Raw genomic sequence first — 26,640 nt, forward strand, 5'->3', positions numbered from 1 at the left:
GGCTTCTTGAACGAACAAAGTAAAGTTCTTATTACTGCTTCACGAAACGTTGTGTCTGGCGCTGCGCGCCGTCTGTAACTGTCACGAAGTACATACCGCGCTGTAGCTGGCTCACTGGCAACACAAGATGATGACCTGCATTGCTGTATTGTGCCACCTGGCGGCCGTTAGCGTCCATCACTGTTACCTGTGCATTGTTCAGGGCAAGGCTAACGTTTACCTCATCCGTAGCAATGGTAGGATATACCTTAGCCAGGTCACCGTTCAGCGAACGCTGGCGGCCCATAAACTGCAGGGCTATTACATTAGAAACTTCTTCAGCACCGCTGAAGTCTATCTGGCGCAGGCGGTAGTAGCTTGTTCCCTCAACCGGGTTAGTATCTGTAAAGCTATAGTACAGGCGGGTTACGCTGTTGCCGTTGCCTTTTACCTCACCAATTTTGCTGAAGCTCTGGCCATCCAGGCTGCGCTCTACCACAAACTTCTCGTTGTCTAGCTCCTGTTCTGTAGCCCAGCTCAGCTTAGCATTGTTACCCTGTACCGCACCTTTAAAGTAAACCAGCTCTACTGGCAGCGTTCCCATCTCCTGGTCGCTTTCGCCCCAGATTCTGATATCATCCAAAGCGTAGTAGTCTGCATTGGCGGCATTAACGGTGATTGTCCATCTGAAGTAAACCTTCTCCTGGTTCATTAGATCCCAAGGCAGGAAGATTGGCTGACCTTTGTTAACAGATGCCCAAGTAAAGAAATTGCTCGTGTTCTGGGTGAAATTGATGCCTTTAGAAGAGAAGTTAACTCCATCAAGGCTATACTCTAGTACGATAGGGTTGATGTTATCTATTTTAGTAGAGTGGCCGTTTTGTCTCTCTCTAAGGATTGTACGATTAGCATCGTTGTGGCGCCAGTTCTGCGTTCTGTACTCCTTCCAGGTAGCCATCAAACCAACCATACCTATAGTAGAAACTGTCTTGGTAACGGTGAATTGCTTAATGTTGCTGATAGATGTAGAAACTCTTGTTCTGAAATAAGCACCTCCGGTAGTACCGTTTGGATATTGTGTATCTACAACCCAGGTTGCGGTTTGTATTTCTGGTGTTGTAGAATTGAAATTTTGCTCGTAAAGCGTAACCTCCTGTGCCTGCACAGAAAAAGCCAATAAAAGCAAAAAGGAGATAAGGGTGTAAAGTTGTTTCACTGTATTACTTCGTTTCGTTCGATGTTATACAATGAAAGAAGCATGCCAGCCCTATACCCCTCTATCACAATAGAATATAGTAATATAACATTACCCAGCCGTTCCCATATTGGCCACCATATTACCCCTGTATATCAATCACTTATATTTATTGACTTATTTTACAATAAACTTTAACTAAGAACATTTTTATTTTCAATGCATTCATAGCTTTTCTCTATTATTCCCAAAATGACACCCTTATTCTATTTTATATACTTCCATTCTATTTTTGGGAAAACCGCTATACTATAAAGGATGTCTATCTGGAGAACTAGGCAATAAATGGCAGAAAAAGCACCTTAGAAATACACAATAGAAAGAGGCTTGAGAGCAAGAAGCTAACGCTACGGAAAAGTAGGTTTGATCCTATTTAAGTGACAGCTTGACACCTAAAATAGCTTATAAAGCATTGATTATAGTCATTTTGACTTAAAAATATATCTTCATATAACAGTATGACACAAAGTTGCATATGGCATCAGGTTTGCACTAGGAGGCATATAAGAACTAAGAAGGAGAAAGCGATGAAATTGATAAAGGATAAAGAGTTTTTAAGAAACATTGCACACCAGATTGACCTGCTGAACACGCTTGGCGGTGGCGTGAGCGAGACATATGTGGATATAAAGAAGTATAAGAAAGGCGCTGTAATTAATGTTTGGGCTGCCGGTGTAAGCCCAGAGTCATTCAAGGTAGTGCTGCACAATAACCAGCTTACCTTATTTTCAGTGCTGCACAACGAAGAAAACCCACAGATGGCTGCCCCAATGTTCAACAGAACATTTATACTGCCTCCGCAGGTTGACCTGGGCCGTATAGAGGCCGTGCATGAAGATGGACAGCTACAGGTAAGGCTGCCATACTACGAGGGTATCAATCAGCCTCGTGAGATCCAGATTAAGCAACAATAACGATAAAGGCTACCAATGGTAGCCTTCGTTGTTTGTAGACCTTCGAGCTGACTACACAAACTTTGCCTTGATAATTGAGGTCAGGAAGTCATGTACCTCCACTGTCTCCTTATCATGATCAAAGGTATTAAAATCGTCGGGGGTGGTTTGCTTTACGCGACAGCCGTTCTCAACCATCATGAAAATCAGCTCACGCAGGCGATACGGGTGACCTGCAATATTCAGTACACACACTACATCACTACTCTCCACTAGCAGAAACATGTGCTGCACGTGGTTCTCGTCGGCCATTATCCTCTCTTGCGTCTTGTTCATACTTATGTCTTTGGCTATACCCTATAAGAGTAAAAAGACATAAAAAGTGCCCATTTTGCCACAGGCTCCCGTTACCACGCCATTTTCTTGATTTTACTATTCGTTGTACTTGCCTCTGTACAACGCCAGAAGGGGGTAGAGCCACTAATGCCGCGGATGTTCTTTGCGCCAACCTACCACAAACAGTATAAACCAGACAGGGTAAAATGGAGATATAACAGAAGCCAAGTAGGGGTCTACGGCAAAAAACAGCACCAGCTGCACCGCCAAACTTATGATGGCACCAATTAAGGCTATTTTATAGTATGGGTTTTTCAGATTCATACCTGCGTATACGGGAACAGTACCTAAAGCTTTTTACAGGTAATCTGAATAGGGAAGGAGGCAATAAAAAACCCGTCCGGGTTACGGACGGGTGTTCATTAAACGAAAAGCTTCAGCTCTCGTTATTCCTTTTTCTATGAGTATAGGCGGGTCATTTTCTTTCGCTACCACCAGCTTAAACTTGTTGTCTTTGTCCTGGTAATAGATAAGCGTAGTAAGATCTTCGTAAGCTACACTAAAGATCTTTCTTGTTTCCCCACCGGCATAAAAATTATAATTATCTAACGTTATATTTCGCATTAACTTCATATCCCTACAATCTCCTGGTATTTTAACGGTGAAACACCCAATTTATGTTTCAAAAAAATTAATAGTACAAGTAGATTCTTCAGAAAACAACATAGCTGATAAACAGCATTTTAAGGCTATCGAGCCACTATTTCGGCATTCAATCCCATTGTTTGCATAAGATCGGCACTTGCAGATGTCCACCCAAAGCAGTACAAAAAGCAGGCCAAAGTATATAGTTACTGCTATACTCCTATGTATACATCAGACAACAAATAATAATATTCTGCACGAAGCCGGAGAAACAGCATAACCCACTGCATTCTAGACACCTGCATTATCGCACATAATACACTTTTGATGAATCCGAAAAATGCGTAGGTTTATCTGGTTTTTGGTGAGGTGCTAAGTTTACAGCGGAAGCTAGTAGGAAGCCCAGAATTTAGCAGCGGGTGGGGAGGATCAGAATACGATGAAGCAGCATGCTTTCGTTACTGAAGACACCGTACACCGCTATTACTTCCGGACCGGACACTGCATCAAGTGCTGGCAATTTATAAGATCCTGAACCTATGAGCAGCAGCAAACAGACTTGGCTGAACTGGCTACTATACTTTGTTGTTTTTGAGCTAGTAGTGTTCTTTGGACTGCAGTGGCTCTTGTCGGGTATGGGCATGAGCAACCAATACCAGCCCGAGAATACAGTGGTGCCTAACTGGGTGAAAGCAGTTACGTTTATACTTCTTTACCTGGTGTGCCTATTGGCAGCAGTCTTAATTGTGAGTAGCTCAGTACCAAGCAAGCACCGCCCCCAACTCATGCGCTGGGTATACCTGGCTCTACTGGGGATGATCATTATGTTGTTTTTCCTGTTTTAACCGATACTCAAGATTATATACACTACAAGTATGATAAGGACAAAGAATCTTTTACCGCTAATACTCTGCCTGCTGCTTGGTTATACCGCCTTTGGCCAAACCAGCAGTGGGCAAGGCCGCTATTTTATACAGCTGCAAGACGGACGAATTGTTTATGCTGACAAGCTGCAGTACAAATCGCCTATCTTTAAGTCAAACCACTTCCTGCTGGATGACTCTCTAAAGTATAATCCAAGCATGGTGAGTGTTTTTCAAAACGAGGATGGCTTTTTTGCACGTGTAGAAGCTGGCAGCAGGTACGATGCTTTTGCCAAGCGCCTTACCGATGGCCCACGTATAGATAGATTCTACACAACCCGCACGTATTATGACGGAGGTGGCTATGGTTACTCTCCGTACGGCTATGGTTACGGGTATGGCATGCCGCGCACCAGCCGCAAGCGCATCTACTTCTTCTCAAAAGACAACGGGCCTCTTTACATCATGAACTACGACAACCTGGAGACAGCCCTCGCAGACAATGCTTCCAGCATGGCGCTGCTTCGCCGGTACAAGAAGGACAAGCTGATTAACACAGGTGTATCTATAGTTGGAGCGGGCTTGCTGGCGGTAGGCGCAGTTAAGTCTATCAATGACTCGCAAGAGATAAATGGCACCACAAACCTAAAGGTATCCCCGCTCATGTATGCCGGGGCAGGCATCTTAGGTGCTCAGCTCGTTATCAACCTCTTCCAGAAGGATAAGCTGACTCAGGCCATGGAGGTTTACAACTACCAACTAAAGCAATAAAATAAAAGCCGGAGCCGCAAACTCCGGCTTTTATTTTATACTTCCAGGCCCAGCTCCTTCTGCACTTTTCTCGGCAGCTTTTGTGCCACCATTCTGTACGAGGCCAGAATATACTGCTCCCACTCCTGTGGCTTCAAGCGATTCAGATCGTCTACTGCTACCCACTTGTACCGCGCCAGGTAAGGAGCAGGGCTAAAACCAGGGCAGCTGCTTAACTCATCAAACTCCTCCGGACTAGCTTTAAAAGAAGCAGAGGTAGGCGTTTGATCAAGACCTGCTATCAGAAACATCTTGTCGCCTACGCAGAAGCACAAGTCGTGCTCCCACTTTATACTTTCAGTTACACCAGGCAGCTGCCGGCATAACTCCTGTAAGTTCTCAATTGTCATACGAACGTGCTGTTTATACTTGCGGCTGGCAATTTATACTTTCATCTGCATTGTTGAAGTGATTTTCGTAGTTTTGGATAAAGCCCACTACACCAGCTACCTTCTATGGAAAACCTACTGCTATTACACGGAGCATTAGGCTCATCAACTACAATGGAGCCGCTGAAACAGGCTCTACAAGATACCTTTCTAGTACATACCCTGGACTTTTCAGGCCACGGAGGTAAGCCCTTACCGCAGGAGCCTTTTACCATGCATCTGTTTGTACAGGACATTCTGCAGTTTCTGGAGCAGGAGCAGATCAGTAGCACGCATATCTTTGGCTACAGCATGGGCGGGTATGCCGCGCTAATCTTAGCCATGCACCACCCTGAGTGCATCCGCAGCATTTATACCTTAGCTACTAAGTTTGCCTGGTCCGAAGAAGCTGCGCAGAAGGAAATCAAATTGCTGAACCCAACGAAAGTGGAGGAGAAGGTACCAGCCTTTGCCGCTGCACTAGCCAATCGCCATACTCCGCAGGACTGGAAACAGGTAATGCACCATACAGCTGGCATGATGCTCCAGCTTGGCCAAAGCCCTATCCTCTCAACCGAAACACTTCCAAAGGTACAGCTCCCCGTGCGGGTAGCAGTAGGAGATCGGGACAATATGGTATCTGTAGAGGAAACGCTCTGGGCTTACCGCTTATTACCTGATGCGCGCCTGCAGGTGCAGCCCAACACACGCCATCCTCTTGAGGCACTCCCGGTTTGCGAATTAAGCCAGCAGATAAGGCAATTCATCGGGCAACTAACCGTTTACCCTTCAGTAACACATTAGCCTATGCTTTCTTTTTTACCCTTTTCATTCAAATCTGCATTTTACCGCCTGACCAAAGCCACAGTTGCCGCTGCCACAGCAGCACTTTGCCTCAGTTCCTGCGCCTCTTCTGCTCCTGGCTTTGGGGAGAAAGGATATACCGAAGAAGGCAAAGCTTCTTACTACGCCCGCAAGTTCCAAGGCCGGAAAATGGCTAATGGCGAGGAGTACCGCCGTGGTAAAATGACTGCCGCCCATAAAACGCTTCCTTTTGGCACCAAGGTAAAGGTTACAAACCTACAAACGCACAAAACGGTGAAGGTGGAGATTACCGACAGAGGCCCTTTTGTACGTGGCAGAGTTGTAGACTTATCAGAAGCCGCTGCCAAACGTGTAGATATGATGAAAGCGGGTGTGGTACCTGTCAGAGTGAAAGTAGTGAAGTCTGCAAAATCAAAATAGAGCCCCCCTAATATAACTGTAGTAAGCTGCACGTAAACTGCAACATACATTCACCCTATGTTTAGTGTATTTATCTAAAACATAGCAACTTCTTCTTGATATTCCGCAATTCTTTGTATAGCTTTGGGCATGTTTAAAGCTTGGGAAAAAGTGCGCGATTTTCTGCCTATGGCAGCCGTTCTGCTGCTATGCATGCTGGTTATGCCCGCTACCCAAGCCTATGCAGATAACAACAATGGCTCATCTGCCACTACCACTACTGTACAGACACAGGTAGTACAGCCGGGCCAAGAAACAAAAGCTGGCACAGATAAAGCTAGGCCAAAACCCACAGCCACCAAACCCCAGGATAAGTCGGTACTGGATTCGGACGTATTGGAAAGCCCACTGGCTTATTTCCGCGACGCCTTCACACCGGAAGAGGAAGACTCTAATGATGCCTCAGGCGCTGGCGTTATCATGATCACTATCAAAGCACTAATTGCAACGTTGCTGTCCACAGTAATGTAATTTCACTCTCCCTTTTTAAGCGTAACCTTCGAAAAGAACCTTCCACTATGGTTCGCTGCTTTTACGCACCTGAAGAAACCTTATTTCCTACTACTCTTACCCCTGCTTTCCCAAAGAATGCCGAGGAGGAGTTATAGCGACGCTCTGGCTGACCTATCAATGCAAAGTATACACAACTATAACGTGGCTACTCTTCTAGCTAACTAAGCAAGAAAGCAGCTGATTTTATACTCTTTATTAAACCTTGGCTTAGGCACCGGGTCTAAGAACTGAAGATTACTACAGCAGAAAAGCTGTTTTTAAAGGTGAGTTTGGCCGGAGTTGGTAGCTCCGGCCTTTTTTATGTTCCTCCGTTACACTCCTGATCAACAGGCAGAAGCCCATGTAAGCCTTATATAAAGTCACTCACCAGGGCGAGTACAAGGCCAAGCAGCGTTGCAAAAAGCTTATTACGGTTAAAGTGGTGGTCCGGGCTTGTTTCGAATAGTATGGTAGTGGAGATGTGCAGAAAGTTACCTGCAACCAATCCTGTAAGGGCAGTGAAAACCAATCCGTCTGCAGCTTCCTGTGTCAGTAACGTATTACTCACCAGGATACCCAGTGGCGAACCTATGGCAAACACCAACAACCACAGAAAAGCCTTCCGGAAATTCTCCAGCCGCGACAATAGTACCGACATAAGGGCAAAAGCCGCAGGTATATGGTGCAACGTTATGCCGAGTAGTACCAGGTAAAAATTATTTGACGTGTGCTCATATCCGCCACTGTGTGCATGCGCGTGCCCATGCTCTACCAGTATACTTCCTTCCAGGAAGGAGTGTACAAACAGCGAGCCCAGCAATAGAAACGGCATGGAGTCGGTGTGCCCGTGGTGGTGAATATGACCATGCTCTACACCATGAGAGAAAAGCTCCAGCACTAACTGTAAGAAGAAACCTGCCAGAACCCAGTATCCTACCCGATAGGGGCTACTGCTACTATTTAGCAACACCTCTGGCAGCAAATGAATAATGGTAATTGTAAATAGGTAGGCTCCGCTAAAAGCCAGGGCCATTTTAAGCCACTTAGCATTAGTTGGCGGAAACACTTTTACTAAAAAGCCGGATAATATTACTGTAAAGAAAAGCGCAAGTATAGCTATGGTCATGCAGGGCGTTATTTTTTTAGCACGAATATCATTCTATCGCTAGTAGCTTGGTTGTATGGTGTCAACTCGTAACTTCCGAAGGTTTCGACCAGGCGCAGTTGCGTCATGCTGAAGTACTCCAGAAAATCCTCTTGACGCAGTGCCCGCACTCGCTCTACATAGTTATGCTCCTTCCCCTGATCGTGAAACCTGATGCTCTTCACAATGAAGCCATTCTCTACGCCACGGGTAATCTTAAAGTTTATACCCTGCACTTCCTTCTCCTCCGTGGCTACTAAACGGTCTATCACCTTATCAGTGTTCATGAAATCGATTACCAGCTTGCCTCCGTGTTTCAGGTTCTCGGCTGCAGCACAAAGAGCTACTACATTCTCCGTATCGGTATCAAAGTACCCGAAACTGGTAAACAGGTTAAGTATAAAATCAAAACCCTCAGGCCTGAATACCTCCCGCATATCGTGTCGCACAAAATGCAACCGCTCGTTCTCATGCTGCTTGGCAAACTGTATGCTTTTTTCTGACAGGTCTATACCCGTAACATCAAAGCCTTTCTGGTTAAGGTAAAGCGAGTAGCGACCTTTGCCGCAAGCTAAATCCAGCAGCTTCTCGTGTGGCTTAGGGTGCAGGTATGCCAGCAACCTATCCATGAAATGCTGCGCCTCCTGCATGTCGCGGTGTTGGTAAAGAATATGGTAATACGGCGAATCGAACCAGGTACTAAACCACTCCGCCGTGTCCGGTTGTGCTTCCATGCAAGTGTTCTAAAAGCAATAGTGTTGCAAATATAGGTGAAAATTACCGAACCCGGGTATACGTATCATAAATTGGAAAGTGTTGTTCTAAAATACTGCTGTATGGACACAAAAAAGCCTGCCGCAGCTGCTTATGAGCTGCGGCAGGCCTTCTATATTTTCAGAAAATTATTCTTTTGTAGCGCCAGCTTTAGTGTTTGTCTCTGTAGCTTCAGAAACAGTGTCACCAGGGTTGATGGTATTACCTCCCAAGTCACGGTCTGGCATTATCTGTCCGTGCTCTGTTTCACCACCCTGCACACCACTAGTCGTTACTTCTGGCGATCCGGCATCAGAAACATTAAAAGTTTGGCGTGTACCTGGCTCTACATAGTCTGTAGACACTTTCTCGTCAGGTCTGAGGTCTGATGGTGTACCACAAGAAGCCACCAATAAACCGCAGGCTGCGGCAAATACTGCTGTTAGATTCTTATTCATTTTTTATACTTTTTTATACTTTCCGAATAAGCACCTTGCCTCCTATAGCAAAAGCAAAGCCTTATTTATCAATATTTTACGACACCTTACCTTAAATAGGTTATAGTACTACTCTGCCAGCAGATTTTTGCGGCGCAGATAGCTCTCCATCAACTTCAGGTCGTTAGGGCTGTTAAAGATGCGGAACGGCATATGGATGAAAACCGGCACCTGGAATGTACGTGCAACCCAACCTTTCCAACCTCCTGGTAGTTGGGCATTGTTTGGCGGCTGCAACCACAGCATATAACCACTGTCTTTCTTTTGGGCACGCTCGATCATATCCCAGGTCAGGGCCATTCCTTCGCGCTCATTTCGTCTGAGCAGGATCTGACGCTGATCTACCTCGTAAGTAAGCTTCTCGAACAGCGGGCTGCCCTGCTCTACCTGCGTTACACTCATTACCTGCGCCGAACGCAGCAGCACGAAAAGCAGCGTTACGATGATGGCACCAGCCACCCACCACCACGAAAAGCTAAAGATAGCTGGCAGCAGGAATAATACCAGTGGAATTAAAGCTTGCCACCAGCTCTTGCTCCATACCTGGCCTAGTGCCATACGGGTATAATCGTTTTTATCTAGTTGATATTTCTTTGTTCGGATAGCCAGTGGATTAGCTCCCTGCGCCATCCGGCGACCTCTTTGGTTTGGTTGCTGCATAAATTAATTAGTGTAAATTCTCTGTCTTCTTTTCCAGCCCCTCCGGCCATGCCTGCAGAGCAAAGTCAAGTTAATTCCCGCTGGTAAACAGGGGCAAATGGTTTAAAAAGCCTTAAGACTTAGGTCTATGCTTCTGTTAGAGTGGGTAAGTGCGCCAACGGAGATATAGTCTACGCCACACTCTGCCACGGCACGTATGGTTTCTTCTGTGATACCTCCAGATGCTTCTGTTTCGTACTTGCCTCCGATCATGGCCACTGCCTCCCGCATCATATCTGTACTCATGTTGTCTAACATAATGCGATGGATGCCGCCTGTCTCCAGAGCCTCCTGTACCTCCTGCAGGTTGCGCGTCTCCACCTCTATCTTCAGGTCTTTGCCTTTTTCCTGCAGGTAGCGTTGGGTAGCAGTAATGGCTGCGTTCACGCCTCCAGCATAGTCCACGTGATTATCCTTCAGCATTACCATATCATAGAGGCCAAAGCGGTGGTTATGGCCGCCACCTATCACTACAGCCCATTTCTCCATCAACCGGAAATTTGGGGTGGTTTTGCGGGTGTCTAACAGTTTTGCTCCGGTACCCTCTATCAGGCTGGCCATATAATTGGTATACGTCGCAATGCCGCTCATACGCTGCATACAGTTCAGCACCAGTCGCTCAGCAGTAAGTATACTTTGTGCCTTTCCCTTCACGGTAAAAGCCACATCGCCACGCTGCATGCGGTCGCCATCGTGCATCTTTACATCCAGTTCCAGACCAGGGTCTACTGCTTTAAAGATGTAGCCAGCCAGCTCTACACCAGCCAATACGCCATCGCCTTTTACCAGCAAGCGTGCCTGGTTTTGTGCATCGGTAGGTATGCCCGCCAACGAGGAATGATCTCCGTCGCCTACGTCCTCTGCCAAGGCCTTGGCGATGAACTCGTTTATGCTTGTTTCGGTCAGGTATGTCGGTTTCACGGTGCAAAAATAAAAAAAGGCTCGGTATAAACTCCGAGCCTTTGTAAAAATCTCATTAGTATCGTCTTAATCTTTGATAAAGTTCATCGAGTGGATGAGGTATTTGTCGCCAGAGGACTTCATCCGGATCAGCACTGTATAAGAGCCCCCCTTAGAAGTATAGGTGCCGATGGCGTACAACTGGCCCTTATCTGAGGTACCGTTATGGTTCACACTAAAGTCTACAGGTGCGTTCTTTGAGAAAAAGTTCTTCATCACGAACTCAGCCTGAGTGCTGCTGTAGCTAGTGGCTTCGCTGCCATCAAGGGTGATTTCTACCATGTTGCCAAAGCTTCTGGACAGATCTTTGGCCGAGCCTGCCTTCATTGCCTGCTTTACGCTGTTCATGGCATCGCCCTGTGCCATGGCTTGCCCTGCCGTTAAAAGAACGGCCACCAATAACATAGAAAAAGCTACTGCAAAGTGTTTAAAGTTTTTCATAAATGAGGTTTGTATTGCTTGCCCATGCACGAGCCAAAACTATGCCAAGTACTGGCGCAGAATCAATGTCTCTAATATAACATGAATATCCTGATAAAGAAAGAACTCAAGCTTGACAGCTCGTATACTTTTATATATACTTCTTAAGCTTAAGCAGCACTGGCACAGCAGCGCTTTAAAAGAAACACGGACAGGTTAGCGCCTGCAGCTTCAAAGATAATAGCTATATTTGCACCATGGACAAGAAGGTACTCTTAGTGATTTTAGATGGTTGGGGCCTCGGCACCAACCCAGAGGTTTCGGCTATTCATAAAGCCAACACGCCTTTTATCGATTCTATTTTTGAAAAATACCCTACCACTACGCTACAGGCATCCGGCGAAGCTGTTGGTTTGCCCGAAGGCCAGATGGGTAACTCTGAGGTAGGGCACATGAATATTGGTGCAGGGCGTGTGGTGTACCAGGACCTGGTACGAATCAACAAAGCTATCGCAGAGCGCAAGCTGGGATCTATGCCAGCACTGGCAAATGCTTTTGCCTATGCCAGAGAAAGCAAGAAGGCAGTACACCTGATCGGCCTGGTATCGGATGGGGGAGTGCACTCGCACCTTAACCACCTGAAGGCTCTTTGCTCTGTAGCACACGACCAGGAGCTGCACGAAGTATACATCCATGCCTTTACCGACGGTCGCGATACTGACCCTAAGAGCGGCGTGAAGTTTATCAATGAACTGGAGGAGCACCTGGAAAATACAACCGGTACCATTGCTTCTATAGTTGGCCGATACTATGCCATGGACCGCGACAACCGCTGGGAGCGCATTAAGCTGGCTTACGACCTGATGGTAAAAGGTACAGGAGAGCCTTCGCAGAACCTTATCAAATCAATGCTGGCTTCTTACAACGCTGGCGTTACGGATGAGTTTATCAAGCCAATTGTAAAGGTAAATGACCGCCAGGAGCCTATTGCCACTATCAAGGATGGCGATGTGGTTATCTGCTTTAACTTCCGTACAGACCGTGGCCGTGAAATTACCCAGGCACTGACCCAGCGCGATTTCCCGGAGCACGACATGCACAAGCTGAACCTGCGCTACGTTATGATGACCAACTACGATGAAAGCTTCCTGAACACAGAGGCTATATTCGAGAAAGACAACCTTAACAACACTTTGGGCGAGGTTTTGGCCGAAGCTGGTAAAAAGCAGATTCGTATTGCTGAAACAGAAAAATACCCGCACGTTACTTTCTTCTTCTCAGGAGGCCGTGAGACACAGTTTGAAGGCGAGGGTCGCCTGATGTGCCCATCTCCTAAGGTAGCCACTTATGACCTGAAGCCCGAGATGAGTGCCTATGACATCCGTGACGCTATTGTGCCGGAGCTGGAGAAGAAGAGCGCTGACTTTGTGTGCCTCAATTTTGCAAACCCAGACATGGTAGGCCATACCGGTGTATTTGAGGCTGCCGTAAAAGCTTGCGAGGTAGTGGATGAATGCGCCGAGAAAGTAATTACAACGGCATTGGAAAACGGCTATGATATCATTGTGATAGCCGACCATGGCAACGCCGACATGATGATTAATGAAGACGGAACACCAAACACCGCCCATACCACTAACCTGGTGCCATGTGTGCTGGTAAGTAACGACTTCAATGGCACACTTCACCCAGGCAAACTAGGCGACATTGCTCCAACTATCTTAGAGTTGATGGGCATTAGGCAGCCTGAAGAAATGGGTGGCACTTCTTTGATAGAACATTAATCTTATTTACTGATGGCCAAGTATAAACAGCTCTTCCTGATGGGCCTTTTACTGGCCATTGTTTCCTGTGAGCAACCTTCTCCGCCTGCAACAGCAGAGGCGGGAAAGGTTGCTTTCAATATAACTTCCTATCTGCAGCAGCAAAGGCAGATGCTGGAAACCCGGCAGCCTATGGTGCTAAAATCGGTTGCTACCCAAGGGCAGGAACCAGAGGTGGTGGAAACACCAGACATTGATTGGGAGGACGAGTTAGCCGTTTTCGAGCAGGCTGACTTAAGCCGGCCTTCGCTACAGGAATTTTATACCCGCCAAGAGCAAGTGCTGGAGGATGGTTCTACAGCTATAGAGTTTACAAAGCTGGAAGGCGCCAATCCTCAGGTACAGTACCTGCGCCTTGTCATGTCGCCTGAAGGTAAGCTAAAGCAACTCCACGCCCGGCTGGAAGATAAGAACATCATCTTCTTCTCCCGCCGCACAATAAACCTCAGCACCAACCCGCAAACAGGGGACATAGCAGATTACCATGTAGAGGGTGTACAGAAAATGGTACTGGGGGATACGCTGCGCTACGAGGTGAAGGCTAATCTCTAAGCACGACAGCTGTACAAAAGTTTTTCCGTTTGCCATACTTCCTCCTTTTTATTTATCTTGCATAACTACAGGCACATACACTGCCTGTACACTCTGCAAACCCTTTACCTTTGCTCCATGCGTAAGCTTGCACTGTTGGCGATTTCTTGCCTTGGCCTTGCTATACCCAGCCTTGCCCAACAGCATGCGCACACTCGTGGTTGTGCCACCAATACTTACCTGGAGGCGCTAAAGGCAAATCACCCTATACTAGAGCAGGAGCAACAGCAGGCGCAGCAGGCTGTACAGGAAAAATTAGAGCAGCAGCGCCAGTGGCAGAACCTTCGTGCCTTAACCACTATTACCATTCCGGTAGTTTTCCATGTGTTGTATAACAACAGTACCGAGAATATTTCGGATGAGCAAATACTGTCACAGCTAGAGGTGCTTAATGCTGACTTTAGAAGACGTAACGCAGATGCGGCTAACACACCCGCTCACTTTACACCTTACGCCGCCGACACACGCATAGAGTTCTGCCTTGCCTCCATAGATCCCAACGGTGACCCTACAAGCGGCATTACCCGCACCCGAACTTACCGTTCTGACTTTGATTACATCTATGATTACATTAAGAAGTCAGATAATGGGGGCAAGGATGCTTGGGACACAAATCGCTACCTGAACATTTGGATAGGGGACATAAAAGATGATGTGTTAGGCTACGCTACCATGCCTGGAGCCACTTTACCACACCTTGATGGCGTAGTACTGCATTACACTGCCGTGGGAGCTGCGCCTGCCAACAGGTTTGGGTCAGCATACAACCTAGGTCGTACCGCCACACATGAAATAGGCCACTGGCTAGGCCTCAGCCATATCTGGGGCGGAGACGATGCTAGCTGCTTTGATTCTGATGGTATAAGCGACACACCTAACCAGGAATACTATACCACTGACTGTACTGGCGGCATTGAGATTTCCTGCGACAATGGCCCTTACGGCAACATGTACCAGAACTACATGGACTATAGTACCGATGCCTGCATGAATCTGTTTACCCACGGCCAGGCAGCCTACATGAATGCTGTTTTGAACACCAGCCGCAGCTCTTTGTTAGAATCTCTTGCCTGTACGGCCTCAATTCGTTCCGAATTTAGCATGGCGCAGGAAAGTGATACGATGATAGTGGCTGGTAAAAGCATACAGTTTGCTGCTGCCCCTGAGGGTGTACGCGCAACAGAGTGGCACTGGGAGTTTGGAGGAGGTGTGCCTGCCACATCTTCGCAGCAAAACCCGGTGGTAACTTACCCACAACCCGGCAAGTATGCTGTTAAGCTAACTGTTAGCAATGGCAGCGTGAGTGATATTGAAATGAAAGAGGACTTTGTGCACGTAACGGTAAGCAACCTGACAGTATACCCAAACCCTACCGCAGATTATCTCTATATCGAGCAGCCCGCACGGATTTTTGTTAGGCAAATAGAGCTCATGAACAGCGTAGGGAAGACACTACTCACTGCCAAGGTTAGCAGCCGAACCTTAGAGCTGGATGTACGCCACCTGCCTCCTGCCGTTTACTTCCTCCGACTCCACAGCACGAATGGCACAGAGATACGGAAGATCAGCATAGTACGGTAAAGGAAAGGGAGCATCAATACGATGTAACACTTGATCCTTTCTTTACTCCTCCCCCTGCAAGGTTACTACTACAGTGCGTTTAGAGGCGTGGCCACGATGCTCGCACAAGTAAATGCCTTGCCAGGTACCCATATTCAATTCGCCATTAGCAATAGGTATAGTAACAGAAGCGCCAAGAAGAGCAGCTTTTAGGTGCGCCGGCATGTCGTCGGAGCCTTCCAAGGTGTGGCGATAGTAGGGCTGATTTTCGGGCACCATATGGTTAAAGTGGCTCTCAAAGTCCTGCCGCACCGTTGGGTCTGCATCCTCATTGATAGCCAAGCTAGCAGAAGTATGCTTGATAAAGATATGCGCCAGCCCCACATTTATACTTTCCAACTCCGGAAGCTGTGCAACCAGCAGGTCTGTTATCAAATGAAAACCTCGCTTTACAGCAGGTAACCTTATCTCTTTCTGAAACCACATATGTTAAAGTTTTGTAGAGAGGTGAAACTATATCTTAATCTATGGTACGCTCATATGCACCTATATCGGGCAGGGTACTGCTGCGGGTTGTGCCTTCTATATCCTGAAGTATTGTTGGCAGCAACTTCGCCGCACCGCTGGCAGGGGAGAGGGTATCCAATCGAAAATCATGCTTGGCAGGTGCCTCAAACTTAGGGTCTGTATTCAGAACGTTATTTGCCTCGAACTGCTCCTTGTACCTTTCGGTACGCAGTAAGTTACTGCTTACTGCGGTGGCAGCAGTTAATGGTTCCACCAGCACCTCATTCACGGTGCTATAGCCATCCGAGTAAACGATAGAGTTAATCAGGCGCAACGATGTAGGCTGATTTTCGATGTCTGTTCCAGGTATAAAATCTGCTATTACCAGCAAAGGTGTTTCGCGCGGCAACGGGTTCTGATAGCTTACAATGGAAGTGTACAACAGCTCATAATTACCACCGCCCAAGCCACCAAAGCCATACTGACCGCAGTTATAAATCAGCGTGTTTACCACCTGTACATCCGAAGTAAAAGCTACCACGCCTCCTAGCATGGCGTGCGATATTTTACAGCCTTCCACTAAGGTACCTGCCATACCAGGGTTGCCAATGCGCAGACCATACTGCGTGTTTCTAATATCGGCATACTTTATACTGTTACCTCCGCTGGTGGCTAGTATATGAATTCCATCCCATTGTCCCGGCGCTATTTGATATTCTTTCTCTCTACGGTAACCGCCAAAGCTCACCCGTTCTTTAGGTGTACCCTGCACTTGTAGTTGCCCAGCCACTAGCAGTACCGACCTGTTATAACCAAAAACTTGTGCTCCTTTCTCTATCGTAAGAGTGGCTCCCTCCCGCACAAGTACAGAATCTAACAGCACGTGGGGTTTATCGCTGGCCCAGGTGGTGGTGCCAATACTTCCTTTGCGGTGGAAATAGGCATTCTGCCCGTAAGCTACAAGCTTCACATTCTGTTGTTGCCCATTTGTGGTAAACAGAATGGAGTCTGCTGCTAAAAACGGCTGGCTTTGATCTGTAGGGCTGATATTGGCTTTCACGAGCACGTACAGGCTGTCGCCACCGCGCAGCTCCACATTATTAACCATGGGGCTTTGCACACCATTTATGATGAGCTGGTAAGGAGAGGCAGAAGCACCTGCTAGCGTAATCTCACTAATGCGTACTGCTTTCTCGTTTCGGTTATATACTTTGAGTCTTTTGGTAATGCTGCCCCGGCTCACAAAAACAGTATCAAACAGCACTGTATCGGCAGAGAACTCCAGCACCGCATTTGGGTCTGTGGTAATCACCTCATCCTTCGGCTCACAGCCGAACACCGACAGCAACAGGAGCAAGGGCAGTATGGCGAGTAGGTATCTCAAGTTATGTAGCTATAGCTCAGGTCTAGAATGCATGGTTATACATCCATCAATTTAGCAATTAAAACGAAAAAAGGATGCAGCTGACTGTACTTGCCTGCTGCACCCTTCTGATATTTTACTCCACAGTAGTTACTACTCTGCTGCGGCGCCTTCTTTCAATCTTTCGGCATTCTCTGCAATACGCAGCTGCTCCACAAAGTCCTCAATGCCACCATCCATTACGTTTGGCAGGTTGTATACAGTATAACCAATACGGTGATCCGTTACACGGCCTTGTGGATAGTTATAGGTACGGATTTTATCAGAGCGATCGCCGCTACCAACCATGCTCTTGCGCTGTGCACCTTCGGCCTCCTGCTTCTTGGCCAGCTCAATCTCGTACAGGCGTGAGCGAAGTACGGCAAGGGCTTTATCGAAATTCTTCAGCTGCGACTTCTGGTCCTGACACTGCGCCACGATACCTGTCGGGATGTGTGTTAAACGCACGGCAGAGTAAGTTGTGTTTACCGACTGACCGCCCGGACCTGATGACATGAAAAGGTCTTTACGCACATCGTTCATATCGATTTCCACGTCCAGCTCTTCTACCTCTGGCAGTACTACTACAGAAGCTACAGAAGTATGGATACGGCCTTGAGTTTCGGTAGCTGGTACGCGCTGCACGCGGTGCACACCAGACTCAAACTTCAACTTACCGTACACATCCTCACCAGACATGTTCACGATGATTTCTTTATAACCACCAGAAGTACCCTCAGTAGCATCTATTAGCTCTACACGCCAGCCCATGCGCTCTGCAAAGCGGCTGTACATGCGGTAAAGGTCACCGGCAAAGATAGAAGCCTCGTCGCCACCCGCACCAGCACGGATCTCCATGATGATGTCTTTGCTGTCGTTCGGGTCTTTCGGGATCAGAAGCTCTTTTAAAAGCTCCTCCATCTGCTCGCGCTGTGGGATAAGCTCATCTAGCTCTTCCTTAGCCATCTCCCTAAAGTCTTCATCCTTCTCCGTTGCAATCACCTGCTTGGCATTATCGATGTTGCTCAGGATGTTTTTATACTTCTTGTACTCGGTTACGATCTTATCCAGATCCTTATACTCTTTGTTCAGCGTCTTGAACTTCTTCATGTCGCTGGCCACATCAGGCTGAATAAGCAGCTGGCTTACTTCCTCAAAACGCTGATTAATGGCTTCTAACTTATCTAACATCGTGCTTGTCTGGTTTTAGGCTGCAAAGATACAAAATTGGCCTTTAGATTATATTATCCGTTTCGGCCACATATGCAATAATTGTGCAGGCTTATTTATTATTAGCTATAACTTTAAAGCTAGTGGTATAGTTTCAGGGCTCGTACGGATTTGTGTTCAGCCTTTCTTCAACCTTTTTATAGCCATTATCTATAAAGCAATAGGTTAAATCTATCAGAACTATTACAATCCTTTCGGCTGAAACATTTACTTTTGGCAGTAGTTAAATAAGGAGTAGAATTTGATTAAGTAACATATAAAAAGAAAAATATGGCTGTTATAGTAGCAACTGACAACGATTTTAACCAAGTACTGACTGCAAACTCTAAAGTGGTAGTGAAATATTACGCTGACTGGTGTGGTAACTGCCGTCTGTTCTCACCTAAGTTCAAGCGTATGTCTGACGACGAAAACTTTGCGGGCATTGCTTTTGTGGATGTGAACGCAGAGACAAGCCCTGAGGCACGCAAACTAGCTAATGTAACAAACCTGCCATTCTTCGCCATCTTCAAGAACGGACAATTAGTAGACTCTGTTGCTGCCAGCAAGGAGGACGCCGTTCGTGAACTTATTCATAAATTAGACCAGTAGATTGATATGAAGATACCTGCAATAAAAAAGCTTGTTGAAAATTACTCGCTTGAGCAACTGATGGCTGCCGAGGCCGCTATTGTGGAAGAGCAGCAGCCAGCAATTGAGGTGGAAGGCGAGGATGAGGGCGAGCAACTGACACACGTTTTAGCCGCTGTCTGGATCTTAAACGAGATGGAGGATAACGGTACAGAGTTCAAAGCCGCGCTGCGCATGTATACGCAGAAGGTTCGTGTTTCTATCAGCTAAAACTAGTTCGTCCCTAAAAACCAAAAGCGCTGCGGCTAAGGAGAAACTTTGGCCGCAGCGCTTTTACTTTATATATTATTCTTAGAGAAGTATTCCTCGGCTAGCTTACCGCCCTTGTCAGTACAAATACCCCGCACATAGTACATATACACACTGCGAAACACCTCTCCCAACTCATAGCGATCAGGCGGAAAAAAAGCAGGGTTCACAATCATATTGAATTGCTCTAAAATGATTTTCGTCACGAGCTGCAGGTTAATATCCTTTCGGAAGTAGCCTTGTACAACACCATTGTTGATGATACTGAGGTTCAGATAGTAGTTGTACGTGTTAAGATGCTCTAAACACATCTGCCACACAGCAGGGTAGTACTGCTGCAGGTCTATGATGTAGGCAGGATTAACCTCTCTTAGCCTTCTAATACCACTTTGCAACAGCAGTATGATTTCCTCTACGGGGTTCTCAGCATTTTTTAGTAACAACTTATCTTCCCGCTCCTGTTCTTGCAGATCATACTGTACAACTTTCCGCACCATATCTTCTTTACCGGAAAACAACGCCCTGTAGTCCTGTGCCTGCACTCCTAGTCGCGCCACCAAGTCTTCTTCCCGGTGATGCTCTATTCCCTCTGTTGTAAGCACTTGGCGGAGCTGACTAAAAATCATTTCCGGTAAAACCATATCTGTAAATTACTTTATTATGCTGTTGAAGTACAGCCTGTGTTCCCTTCAAGCGAAACTTGTGCCACAGGTAAATTTATCCTTTCTTCAAAACTAAGAATATTTTCGATACCTCTTCTAACAGACTTTGTTACAGAAAACTATAGATACTTATAAAGAAGAGAAGTTGAACTAGGAAAACGTAAGGTGCTAATTTATTTTCTTTATACATGGGTGCTTTCTGGAAGTAGACATGAAGTCCTGTTGCTATCATAAACCAGCCAATAAAGTTGGATAGCGGGATGTCCGCTCCACTCCAACTCCAGAAGTCAAACTGCATGGCTACTGGCTCTATAAAAATGTCTAGCAGCACCATTAGCAAGGCACCTAACAACGCTTTCACCAACCAGGGCAGACGTATGAAATTGCTGATGTGGCCGGTAGTGTATACCAGCATCAGCCAGTTAAGTCCAATCAGTAAGGGCACCTCCCACACTTTTAGCCCTAGTGCAGCACCATAAGCATAGTCTCCGAACAGCAACCCTGTGTGCACTCCCAGCACTTCCGAAAAGTAACCTACAGCCGACACTAAAACAGCAAAAAGTATAAAGGCCACACTCCAATGGCGGTGAAAGGCAAAGAGCAGTGCATTGGTGAGCAGAAGGTTCATAGGGGTGAGCTCCTGAAAGTATTCAGGTCTGCCGCTAAACAGAAACCCCCAAAAGCCGACTCCATGGAAAATTACCAGGATGGCAACAGCCACCGGCAAAGCATATTTGCCATACTTCTGAGCCAAGGGTGTTAGTACTGATGCTATTTTTGTATCAGGCATGGTGTTTAGGTGATTTTGCAGGCGAGGGAGCTACAGCTGGTGTTAACTCTCCTACAATTTTGGCTGATAGCAGGCACAACGGAATACCGCCGCCTGGATGCACACTGCCACCGCAAAAGTATAAACCTTTAATTTTAGAGCTGAAATTCGGGTGACGCAGGAATGCTGCCATTTTGTTGTTCGAGCTACTACCATACAAGGCCCCTCCAAACGAGGAAGTGCGGCTCTCAATTAGCAGCGGATCCAGCACCTGTTCTTCTTCTATCAAAGCTTCCACGTCTGTTCGGAGCATGTGCTTCAGTTTTTGCAGTACTGCTTGTCGTGTTTCCGCTGTTAACTGCTGCCAATCCTGCCCCTGGTTGTGCGGCACGTTAACCATTACAAACCAATTTTCACCTCCGGCAGGCGCATCCGCAGGATCGGCTTTAGAGGTGATGTTAACGTAAATGGTTGGATCCGGACTGACTGTTTTGTACTTAAAGATGTGCTCAAATTCACTCTTATAGTCTTGGCTAAAGAAGATGTTGTGCACATGAAGCTGCGGAAACACTTTCCTTACCCCCCAATAGAAAATCAGGGCAGAACTGGAACGCGGCTGCTGCAGCGTTTTCTCAGGCGCTGGCTGATCCGGCAGGAGCCTTCGATAAGTGGGCACTACATCCATGTTACTCACCACCACATCAGCAGCATACCTGCCTTTAATGGTCTCTACGCCTGTAACATTGTTTTGTTGAGTAATGATTCGCTCAACCTGCTCATTATATCTAAACTCCACACCTAGCTCCTCAGCCAATTTTACCAGGCTAGCGGCAATCGCGTAGATGCCACCTTCCGGGTAAAAGGCTCCTATGTTATGCTCCAGGTGCGGGATGATGTTTAGCGTGCCTGGTGCCTGGTACGGGTCAGAACCATTGTAAGTAGCAAACCTATCCAGCAGCTGCACAAAACGTGGGTCACTAAACTGATTGGCATTTGCTTCGTGCATGGTGGTCGTGAGGCCAAGGTCGGAAAGGCAACCTAGTGCCTTTAGCACGTCCGGGCTCAGGTAAGTATTTAGCCGATGCAGGGATTTCTGCAGAAATGTATTTGCTGTACCTTTGTATAGCCGCGCGCTTTTCTGCAATGCCTCCTGCACTGCTCTTTTTGGCACTCCTAGCTGCTGCTCTGCTTCCTGTGCAAACTTCTCAGCATCAGCACAGGCTTTCACATGACTGCCATCGGGCCAGAAGTAGTGGGTAATGGGATCAAGACGTGTATAGCGAAAGTAATCCGAGGGGTTGCGTCCTGCCAGCGTAAAAAGCTCATCTACCAGGTGTGGCAATGTGAACAGCGATGGTCCGGCATCAAACCTGTACTTACCCAGCCAGAACTCGTGCATCTTTCCGCCAAAGGTATGATTTGCCTCCAGCACAGTTACGTCATAGCCTTTTACGGCTAAACGCACTGCTGTGGCAATGCCTCCTATACCTGCCCCGATAATGGCTGCTTTCGTCATTCCTGCTTATATAGCTTTATACTTTGTGCTTAACTGATGGGGTAAGGTAAAGGTTATAGCGAAATTATGCTTCACCAAACTCTCTCCTGTAAATTGGCTTACGCATACCAAAGGCGGCTAACATGAACGGGTATAATAGCAGGTCCAGTAGTTTGTTGCCTGTGCTATAGGTAATGATATCATGAATGATAGCCCCGCCACCATTTTTGGTTACAAGGTGTCGGTGGTGCCACAGCTGCAGGGGAGGAGGCAGCTCCTGACCCTGGTCTACAAAGTATGCTTCTGCACCAGTTACTACTCGCTCAGTGATCAGGCTGGTCCAGCGGAAAGATTTTATGCCTGTCTGTAGCTCTACTTCCACCACATCACCAGGCTCGGAGCCATCGAAGCGCAGGAGTTGCAGCCTAGGGTAGGGGGGAGCTAACTTCCGAAACAGCTGTTCGTCAAAGGCATCGAACACGCTGCGGTAGTCCTGCCGCACTTTCGTCTCCAGGTGAATTTTCATGCTTTTGGTGTATAGCTACACTTTAGTAACCTCAACTGCAGCGCTTTGTTTGATAACCATAAAATATATTTTACTATGCCTATTTTTATATTTCTACCAAAACACTACATTCAATGCACTCAAATCACTACTTCTACATTTATGAAAAGTTACCGAATCTTTTTAGCACTGGTGGCTATGCTGTTAACAACTTTCAGCTTTGCCCAAACACGCGAGATCTATACTAACCCTAAGTTTAGTACGCTCGCCACGAACCACAAGTCGCTCGCTATTTTGCCTTTTAACACAAGTATAAAGCTGCGTCCCAACCAGATGAAAAGCCTAACCCCAGAGCAGCTCCACGATATGGAGGTAAAGCAGGGCTTAGCCGTTCAAAGCGCACTCGAGACATACTTCGAAAGGCAAAGACGGGTTTACAGTGTCGTTTCAGGATGCACATAAAACCAATGCTCTGCTCGCTAGGCATGAAATTACTGCAGAGAATCTCAGAAGCTATACTCCTGAGGAGTTGGCCAGGCTATTAGAGGTAGACGGAGTGATTACAGGCACTTTCGAGACAGACAAACCTATGTCGGACGGTGCTTCGCTGGCACTTGGGCTTGTTGTTGGCTTTTACGGTGCTACCAACTCCGGCAAAACGAGCATCAACATTTATGACGGTACCTCAGGAGAACTGCTTTGGAAGTACGAGAAAGCACTTTCCAGAAGTCTCGGCAGCGATACAAACACCATTGTCACAACTATTATGCGCAAGGCCTCCCGCAAGTTTCCCTATTCTAAAATGTAGTTCCAGCTGTACTTAAGCAAAAGAGCCGCTGCAGACATGTCTGCAGCGGCTCTTTTGCTTATACTCCAATACTCTGTTAACTCAGCAGGTTGTCAATATCCTCTTTGGTAAGGCTCTTGATTACTGTTTCGTCGGTACTTATCAGGTCTGTCACAAGCTGAATCTTACGGCTCTGCAGTGCCAGTATCTTCTCTTCTACTGTATCCTTGGTGATAAACTTATAGGTAAACACTGTGTTCTGCTGCCCAATGCGGTGTGCTCTGTCTACTGCCTGTGCCTCAACCGCTGGATTCCACCATGGGTCCAGGATGAACACGTAGTCTGCGGCAGTCAGGTTCAGGCCCACTCCGCCCGCTTTCAGCGATATCAGGAACACGTGTATACTTTTATCGCTTTGGAAGCGCTCAACCTGCTCATGGCGGTTCTTTGTGTTGCCATCCAGATAGGTATAGCTGATTTCCCGCTTGTCCAACACCTTACGGATAATCTCCAGGTGCTTTACAAATTGGCTAAAGATAAGCACTTTGTGCCCTTTGCCTACTACGGTTTTAGTCATATGCAGCACCTCCTTCAGCTTACCTGACTCGCCTTCGTAGCCAGGATCAGTCATGAGCGGGTGGTTTGCTATCTGACGCAGCTTCGTCAGGCCCTGCAAAAGCATAAACTGGGTATTGCCCGGCCCGTTCTCCTCCAGGTTCTTCAGAATCTTGTTGCGGTAGTATGACTTTGTTTCTTCGTAAGCATGCTCCTGCTCCTCGGTCATTTTACAGAAAACAGTCTGCTCTATTTTTTCAGGCAGCTCTTTGGCTACCTGAGATTTATGCCTGCGAAGTATAAATGGCTTAATCAGGGCGTGCAGGCGACGCGTTTTCTGCTCATCCTTCTCCTTCTCGATCGGTTTTAGAAACTCGTTGCGGAAGAAGTGCTGACTGCCCAATAAGCCCGGGTTGATGAAAGACATCTGCGACCACAGGTCCATTGTGCTGTTCTCCACGGGTGTACCTGTTAGTATCAAACGGTGCCGCGACTTTAACGCACGCACAGATTTTGATGTGTTTGAGTCAGGATTCTTGATCGCCTGCGACTCGTCAAGGATAATATAGTCGAAGTAGTAGCTCTGCAGCAGGTCTGCATCCAGGCGCACGATACCATACGAGGTCAGGATAACATCATAGTTAGAGAACTGCTCAACATTCTTATCGCGATAAGTGCCGGTGTAGTTCAGTACGCGAAGGTCCGGTGTGAACTTCAGTGCCTCATTCAGCCAGTTATAAACCAGCGAAGTAGGCATTACGAGCAACGAGGCTGACTCTGCGCCATTCTCTTTGCGGTGCTGCAGCATAGCCAGCGTTTGTACGGTTTTACCCAGACCCATGTCATCGGCCAAGCAGCCCCCGAACTTATAGTTCTGCACAAAGTGAAGCCAGTTATAGCCAGCCTTCTGGTAAGGGCGCAATTCACCGATAAAACCAGCCGGCAGTGGCTGATCTTCTATCGTTTCAAACTCACGCAGCTTCTCCAATTTGCGGCTCATAGTAACAGTAGCCAGGTTGCCGTTCTGCAGGTCGTTTACCAACGCCATGTGGTGCTTTCGCAGCGTCAGGTGCTCCTCTCCTTCCGCAAAGGCAAATAGCTCGATATACTGCGTAAACCACTCCTCCGGAATAATAGCTATCTTCCCGTTTGGCAACAAGAACTCGTTATTCTTTGTCAGAATATGGTTCTTGAGCCTGATAAATGGAATAGTGAACTCACCAAAGCGCACGGTGCCGTAGATATCGAACCAGTCGTTTTTCTCTGTGATACCTACATCTAAGGTTATTTCACCTATAAAGTAGTTCTTGCCGCTCTTCTGGTTCTGCTCTACTGTAAAGCCCAGTCTCTCCAGGTCCTGCAGGTTGTTGTTCAGCCAGGTAAATGCAGCACTCTTCTCCAACACAGCCTGTCCGTTTTTCACTTCCAGCGCCCGCTTGCTCAGTTCTTTCACAAACTCCTTTTCGCTGCCGGCATCACGTATCAGCTTATGGAAAATATAAGATTCTGGTGTTTTCTCCATGCTAACGCTAATGCGTTTTGCTTCCTGCGTCTGCACAAGGTAGTCGCCATACTTAAAGGAAAGGTCGAAGAGGATTTTGTTTCCTTCTGAGTCAGCTCCTTCATCCTTTTTAAAGGCAATGGCAGGCACCTCAGAAGCCGTTATTTCGGAAAAAGTGAGGTAAGGGCTTGGCACATACTTCTCGGCCCTGATATCAAAGCCTTTGGCATGCACATCAAACTGCTCTACCAGCGGTGCTACAAACTTGCGGTAGTAGTTTTCCTCCACCGAGCGTGGCACCACAATAAAGCGCTTGTTCAGGAAGGGCTGCAGCTTTTTACCGTCTACATTCTTCTCGAAGCTATACACCTGGTCATTTAGCATCAGCCACGCAGGCTCATGGCATATCAGAACAGCATTTTTATACTGGAAATCTAGCTTCTGTCCATTATACTTAATGGTAGGGAAGTAGTGCGTGTTGTCCTCATTGCGCATGAAGTGGAACAAGACCGTAGCACGTTCCGGCGCAATTTTAATCCTGCGCCAGGTCGGCTCGCCATCCTTGCCCATGATAAAGGTCATCTTGTCGTGGCGAAGCAGCTCTAATATCTTTCCCATACGGCTCTGCACATAATGGCTTATCGCCTCCTGCATTGCCTTGTCACCCTTCTCAGGGTCGTATACTTTCAGAAAAAACTCAGCGGGGGAAAGCTTCTTTTTAGTAGAGAAGCGCTTCAGCACTGCATCCTGCTGCACCTGATCTATCAGCTGGATCAACTTAAAATCTTCTGCATCGAGGCGCGCAGCAAACTCATCCGCGTTTTTTGCCGAGATGTTTTGGTGCTGTAGGGTGAGTTGGCCTTTGGAGTTAACCTGTACCACAAATGACTCAAACAGGTAACCCAGGTATTCGTGCTCAAAGAGCGAGTAGATCACCTGAAAAGGCTGCGTGGTATAAACATTCATGCCAAAGACA

At 47.1% G+C, this 26,640-nt stretch carries 32 protein-coding genes; 13 read left to right on the top strand and 19 right to left on the bottom strand.

The features are described from left to right. Positions 1–31: 31 nt before the first annotated feature. The gene (locus tag PKOR_RS23365) at positions 32–1,195 is read right to left on the bottom strand and encodes a T9SS type A sorting domain-containing protein (RefSeq protein ID WP_148561639.1); all 1,164 of its coding nucleotides are present in this window, start codon (positions 1,193–1,195) and stop codon (positions 32–34) included. Positions 1,196–1,761: 566 nt separating this feature from the next. On the opposite strand from PKOR_RS23365, the gene PKOR_RS05940 reads away from it, so the two are divergent. Then, entirely contained in the window at positions 1,762–2,148 is a 387-nt protein-coding gene (locus PKOR_RS05940) for an Hsp20/alpha crystallin family protein (RefSeq protein ID WP_046309681.1), read from the top strand. Between the two features lie 51 nt (positions 2,149–2,199). On the opposite strand, the gene PKOR_RS05945 is transcribed toward PKOR_RS05940, so the two are convergent. The 3 genes from PKOR_RS05945 to PKOR_RS05955 all read right to left on the bottom strand — a co-directional run bounded on the left by PKOR_RS05945 (position 2,200) and on the right by PKOR_RS05955 (position 3,087). After that, on the bottom strand, positions 2,200–2,463 hold the full coding sequence (locus PKOR_RS05945) for a hypothetical protein (protein ID WP_046309682.1): 264 nt from the start codon (positions 2,461–2,463) through the stop codon (positions 2,200–2,202). Positions 2,464–2,607: 144 nt separating this feature from the next. Further along, the gene (locus PKOR_RS05950) at positions 2,608–2,787 is read right to left on the bottom strand and encodes a hypothetical protein (RefSeq protein WP_046309683.1); all 180 of its coding nucleotides are present in this window, start codon (positions 2,785–2,787) and stop codon (positions 2,608–2,610) included. Between the two features lie 81 nt (positions 2,788–2,868). Then, entirely contained in the window at positions 2,869–3,087 is a 219-nt protein-coding gene (locus tag PKOR_RS05955) for a hypothetical protein (RefSeq protein WP_235337280.1), read from the bottom strand. Between the two features lie 560 nt (positions 3,088–3,647). On the opposite strand from PKOR_RS05955, the gene PKOR_RS05960 reads away from it, so the two are divergent. After that, complete coding sequence (locus PKOR_RS05960) at positions 3,648–3,953, top strand: hypothetical protein (RefSeq protein ID WP_046309685.1); 306 nt, start codon at positions 3,648–3,650, stop codon at positions 3,951–3,953. Between the two features lie 30 nt (positions 3,954–3,983). Then, positions 3,984–4,742, top strand: a complete 759-nt coding sequence (locus tag PKOR_RS05965; protein ID WP_046309686.1) for a hypothetical protein — start codon at positions 3,984–3,986, stop codon at positions 4,740–4,742. A gap of 35 nt (positions 4,743–4,777) precedes the next feature. On the opposite strand, the gene PKOR_RS05970 is transcribed toward PKOR_RS05965, so the two are convergent. Continuing rightward, positions 4,778–5,131 carry an MmcQ/YjbR family DNA-binding protein gene (locus PKOR_RS05970; protein WP_046309687.1) on the bottom strand — a complete coding sequence of 118 codons (354 nt, stop codon included), beginning with the start codon at positions 5,129–5,131 and terminating at the stop codon, positions 4,778–4,780. A 105-nt stretch (positions 5,132–5,236) separates the two neighbouring features. On the opposite strand from PKOR_RS05970, the gene PKOR_RS05975 reads away from it, so the two are divergent. From PKOR_RS05975 to PKOR_RS05985, 3 genes are all read left to right on the top strand, one after another. Next, positions 5,237–5,953, top strand: a complete 717-nt coding sequence (locus PKOR_RS05975) for an alpha/beta fold hydrolase (protein WP_046309688.1) — start codon at positions 5,237–5,239, stop codon at positions 5,951–5,953. Positions 5,954–5,956: 3 nt separating this feature from the next. Continuing rightward, complete coding sequence (locus PKOR_RS05980; RefSeq protein ID WP_084694736.1) at positions 5,957–6,394, top strand: septal ring lytic transglycosylase RlpA family protein; 438 nt, start codon at positions 5,957–5,959, stop codon at positions 6,392–6,394. Positions 6,395–6,523: 129 nt separating this feature from the next. Then, positions 6,524–6,904 (top strand): hypothetical protein, encoded by a 381-nt coding sequence (locus PKOR_RS05985; RefSeq protein WP_046309689.1) that lies wholly within the window; start codon positions 6,524–6,526, stop codon positions 6,902–6,904. 391 nt (positions 6,905–7,295) lie between these two features. On the opposite strand, the gene PKOR_RS05990 is transcribed toward PKOR_RS05985, so the two are convergent. From PKOR_RS05990 to PKOR_RS06015, 6 genes are all read right to left on the bottom strand, one after another. Then, a complete protein-coding gene (locus PKOR_RS05990; RefSeq protein ID WP_046309690.1) occupies positions 7,296–8,051 on the bottom strand; it encodes a ZIP family metal transporter in 756 nt (251 codons plus the stop codon). Between the two features lie 8 nt (positions 8,052–8,059). Then, positions 8,060–8,803, bottom strand: coding sequence for a class I SAM-dependent methyltransferase (locus PKOR_RS05995; protein WP_046309691.1), 744 nt, complete (start codon positions 8,801–8,803; stop codon positions 8,060–8,062). A gap of 168 nt (positions 8,804–8,971) precedes the next feature. Beyond that, positions 8,972–9,280: a hypothetical protein gene (locus PKOR_RS06000; protein ID WP_046309692.1), complete on the bottom strand. Its 309-nt coding sequence runs from the start codon at positions 9,278–9,280 to the stop codon at positions 8,972–8,974. A gap of 108 nt (positions 9,281–9,388) precedes the next feature. After that, complete coding sequence (locus PKOR_RS06005; protein ID WP_235337283.1) at positions 9,389–9,979, bottom strand: hypothetical protein; 591 nt, start codon at positions 9,977–9,979, stop codon at positions 9,389–9,391. Positions 9,980–10,081: 102 nt separating this feature from the next. Beyond that, positions 10,082–10,939, bottom strand: coding sequence for a carboxylating nicotinate-nucleotide diphosphorylase (gene nadC / locus PKOR_RS06010; protein ID WP_046309693.1), 858 nt, complete (start codon positions 10,937–10,939; stop codon positions 10,082–10,084). Between the two features lie 66 nt (positions 10,940–11,005). Next, positions 11,006–11,419, bottom strand: coding sequence for a DUF4783 domain-containing protein (locus PKOR_RS06015; protein WP_046309694.1), 414 nt, complete (start codon positions 11,417–11,419; stop codon positions 11,006–11,008). A gap of 236 nt (positions 11,420–11,655) precedes the next feature. Between PKOR_RS06015 and gpmI the strand changes: the two genes are divergently transcribed. The 3 genes from gpmI to PKOR_RS06030 all read left to right on the top strand — a co-directional run bounded on the left by gpmI (position 11,656) and on the right by PKOR_RS06030 (position 15,393). Then, entirely contained in the window at positions 11,656–13,182 is a 1,527-nt protein-coding gene (gpmI, locus tag PKOR_RS06020; RefSeq protein ID WP_046309695.1) for a 2,3-bisphosphoglycerate-independent phosphoglycerate mutase, read from the top strand. Between the two features lie 12 nt (positions 13,183–13,194). Further along, complete coding sequence (locus PKOR_RS06025; RefSeq protein ID WP_046309696.1) at positions 13,195–13,773, top strand: hypothetical protein; 579 nt, start codon at positions 13,195–13,197, stop codon at positions 13,771–13,773. Between the two features lie 117 nt (positions 13,774–13,890). Continuing rightward, positions 13,891–15,393 carry a M43 family zinc metalloprotease gene (locus PKOR_RS06030; RefSeq protein WP_046309697.1) on the top strand — a complete coding sequence of 501 codons (1,503 nt, stop codon included), beginning with the start codon at positions 13,891–13,893 and terminating at the stop codon, positions 15,391–15,393. A 42-nt stretch (positions 15,394–15,435) separates the two neighbouring features. Here PKOR_RS06030 and PKOR_RS06035 read toward each other — a convergent pair whose 3' ends face one another. From PKOR_RS06035 to prfA, 3 genes are all read right to left on the bottom strand, one after another. Further along, on the bottom strand, positions 15,436–15,858 hold the full coding sequence (locus tag PKOR_RS06035; RefSeq protein WP_046309698.1) for a secondary thiamine-phosphate synthase enzyme YjbQ: 423 nt from the start codon (positions 15,856–15,858) through the stop codon (positions 15,436–15,438). Between the two features lie 34 nt (positions 15,859–15,892). Further along, a complete protein-coding gene (locus PKOR_RS06040; RefSeq protein ID WP_046309699.1) occupies positions 15,893–17,263 on the bottom strand; it encodes a hypothetical protein in 1,371 nt (456 codons plus the stop codon). Positions 17,264–17,395: 132 nt separating this feature from the next. Further along, positions 17,396–18,472, bottom strand: a complete 1,077-nt coding sequence (prfA, locus tag PKOR_RS06045; protein ID WP_046309700.1) for a peptide chain release factor 1 — start codon at positions 18,470–18,472, stop codon at positions 17,396–17,398. 309 nt (positions 18,473–18,781) lie between these two features. On the opposite strand from prfA, the gene PKOR_RS06050 reads away from it, so the two are divergent. Both PKOR_RS06050 and PKOR_RS06055 read left to right on the top strand, forming a co-directional pair. Next, a complete protein-coding gene (locus tag PKOR_RS06050; protein ID WP_046309701.1) occupies positions 18,782–19,102 on the top strand; it encodes a thioredoxin domain-containing protein in 321 nt (106 codons plus the stop codon). Positions 19,103–19,108: 6 nt separating this feature from the next. Next, positions 19,109–19,351, top strand: coding sequence for a DUF6952 family protein (locus PKOR_RS06055; protein ID WP_046309702.1), 243 nt, complete (start codon positions 19,109–19,111; stop codon positions 19,349–19,351). Positions 19,352–19,419: 68 nt separating this feature from the next. Here the strand turns inward: PKOR_RS06055 and PKOR_RS06060 are convergent, their stop codons facing one another. The 4 genes from PKOR_RS06060 to PKOR_RS06075 form a co-directional block, all read right to left on the bottom strand. Continuing rightward, positions 19,420–20,031 carry a hypothetical protein gene (locus tag PKOR_RS06060; RefSeq protein ID WP_046309703.1) on the bottom strand — a complete coding sequence of 204 codons (612 nt, stop codon included), beginning with the start codon at positions 20,029–20,031 and terminating at the stop codon, positions 19,420–19,422. Positions 20,032–20,161: 130 nt separating this feature from the next. Next, on the bottom strand, positions 20,162–20,842 hold the full coding sequence (locus PKOR_RS06065; RefSeq protein ID WP_046309704.1) for a carotenoid biosynthesis protein: 681 nt from the start codon (positions 20,840–20,842) through the stop codon (positions 20,162–20,164). Further along, on the bottom strand, positions 20,835–22,337 hold the full coding sequence (gene crtD / locus PKOR_RS06070) for a 1-hydroxycarotenoid 3,4-desaturase CrtD (protein WP_046309705.1): 1,503 nt from the start codon (positions 22,335–22,337) through the stop codon (positions 20,835–20,837). The genes PKOR_RS06065 and crtD overlap by 8 nt, the downstream gene beginning before the upstream one ends. Positions 22,338–22,401: 64 nt before the next feature. Beyond that, entirely contained in the window at positions 22,402–22,842 is a 441-nt protein-coding gene (locus tag PKOR_RS06075) for an SRPBCC family protein (RefSeq protein ID WP_046309706.1), read from the bottom strand. Positions 22,843–22,983: 141 nt separating this feature from the next. Between PKOR_RS06075 and PKOR_RS25495 the strand changes: the two genes are divergently transcribed. Together PKOR_RS25495 and PKOR_RS25500 are read left to right on the top strand one after the other, a co-directional pair. Next, a complete protein-coding gene (locus PKOR_RS25495) occupies positions 22,984–23,283 on the top strand; it encodes a hypothetical protein (RefSeq protein WP_235337286.1) in 300 nt (99 codons plus the stop codon). After that, positions 23,261–23,629: a hypothetical protein gene (locus PKOR_RS25500; RefSeq protein WP_235337288.1), complete on the top strand. Its 369-nt coding sequence runs from the start codon at positions 23,261–23,263 to the stop codon at positions 23,627–23,629. The genes PKOR_RS25495 and PKOR_RS25500 overlap by 23 nt, the downstream gene beginning before the upstream one ends. Positions 23,630–23,705: 76 nt before the next feature. On the opposite strand, the gene PKOR_RS06085 is transcribed toward PKOR_RS25500, so the two are convergent. Continuing rightward, positions 23,706–26,630, bottom strand: a complete 2,925-nt coding sequence (locus PKOR_RS06085) for a DEAD/DEAH box helicase (protein ID WP_046309707.1) — start codon at positions 26,628–26,630, stop codon at positions 23,706–23,708. Between the last annotated feature and the right edge of the window lie 10 nt (positions 26,631–26,640).

This window comes from Pontibacter korlensis, from assembly GCF_000973725.1.
GTDB lineage: Bacteria > Bacteroidota > Bacteroidia > Cytophagales > Hymenobacteraceae > Pontibacter > Pontibacter korlensis.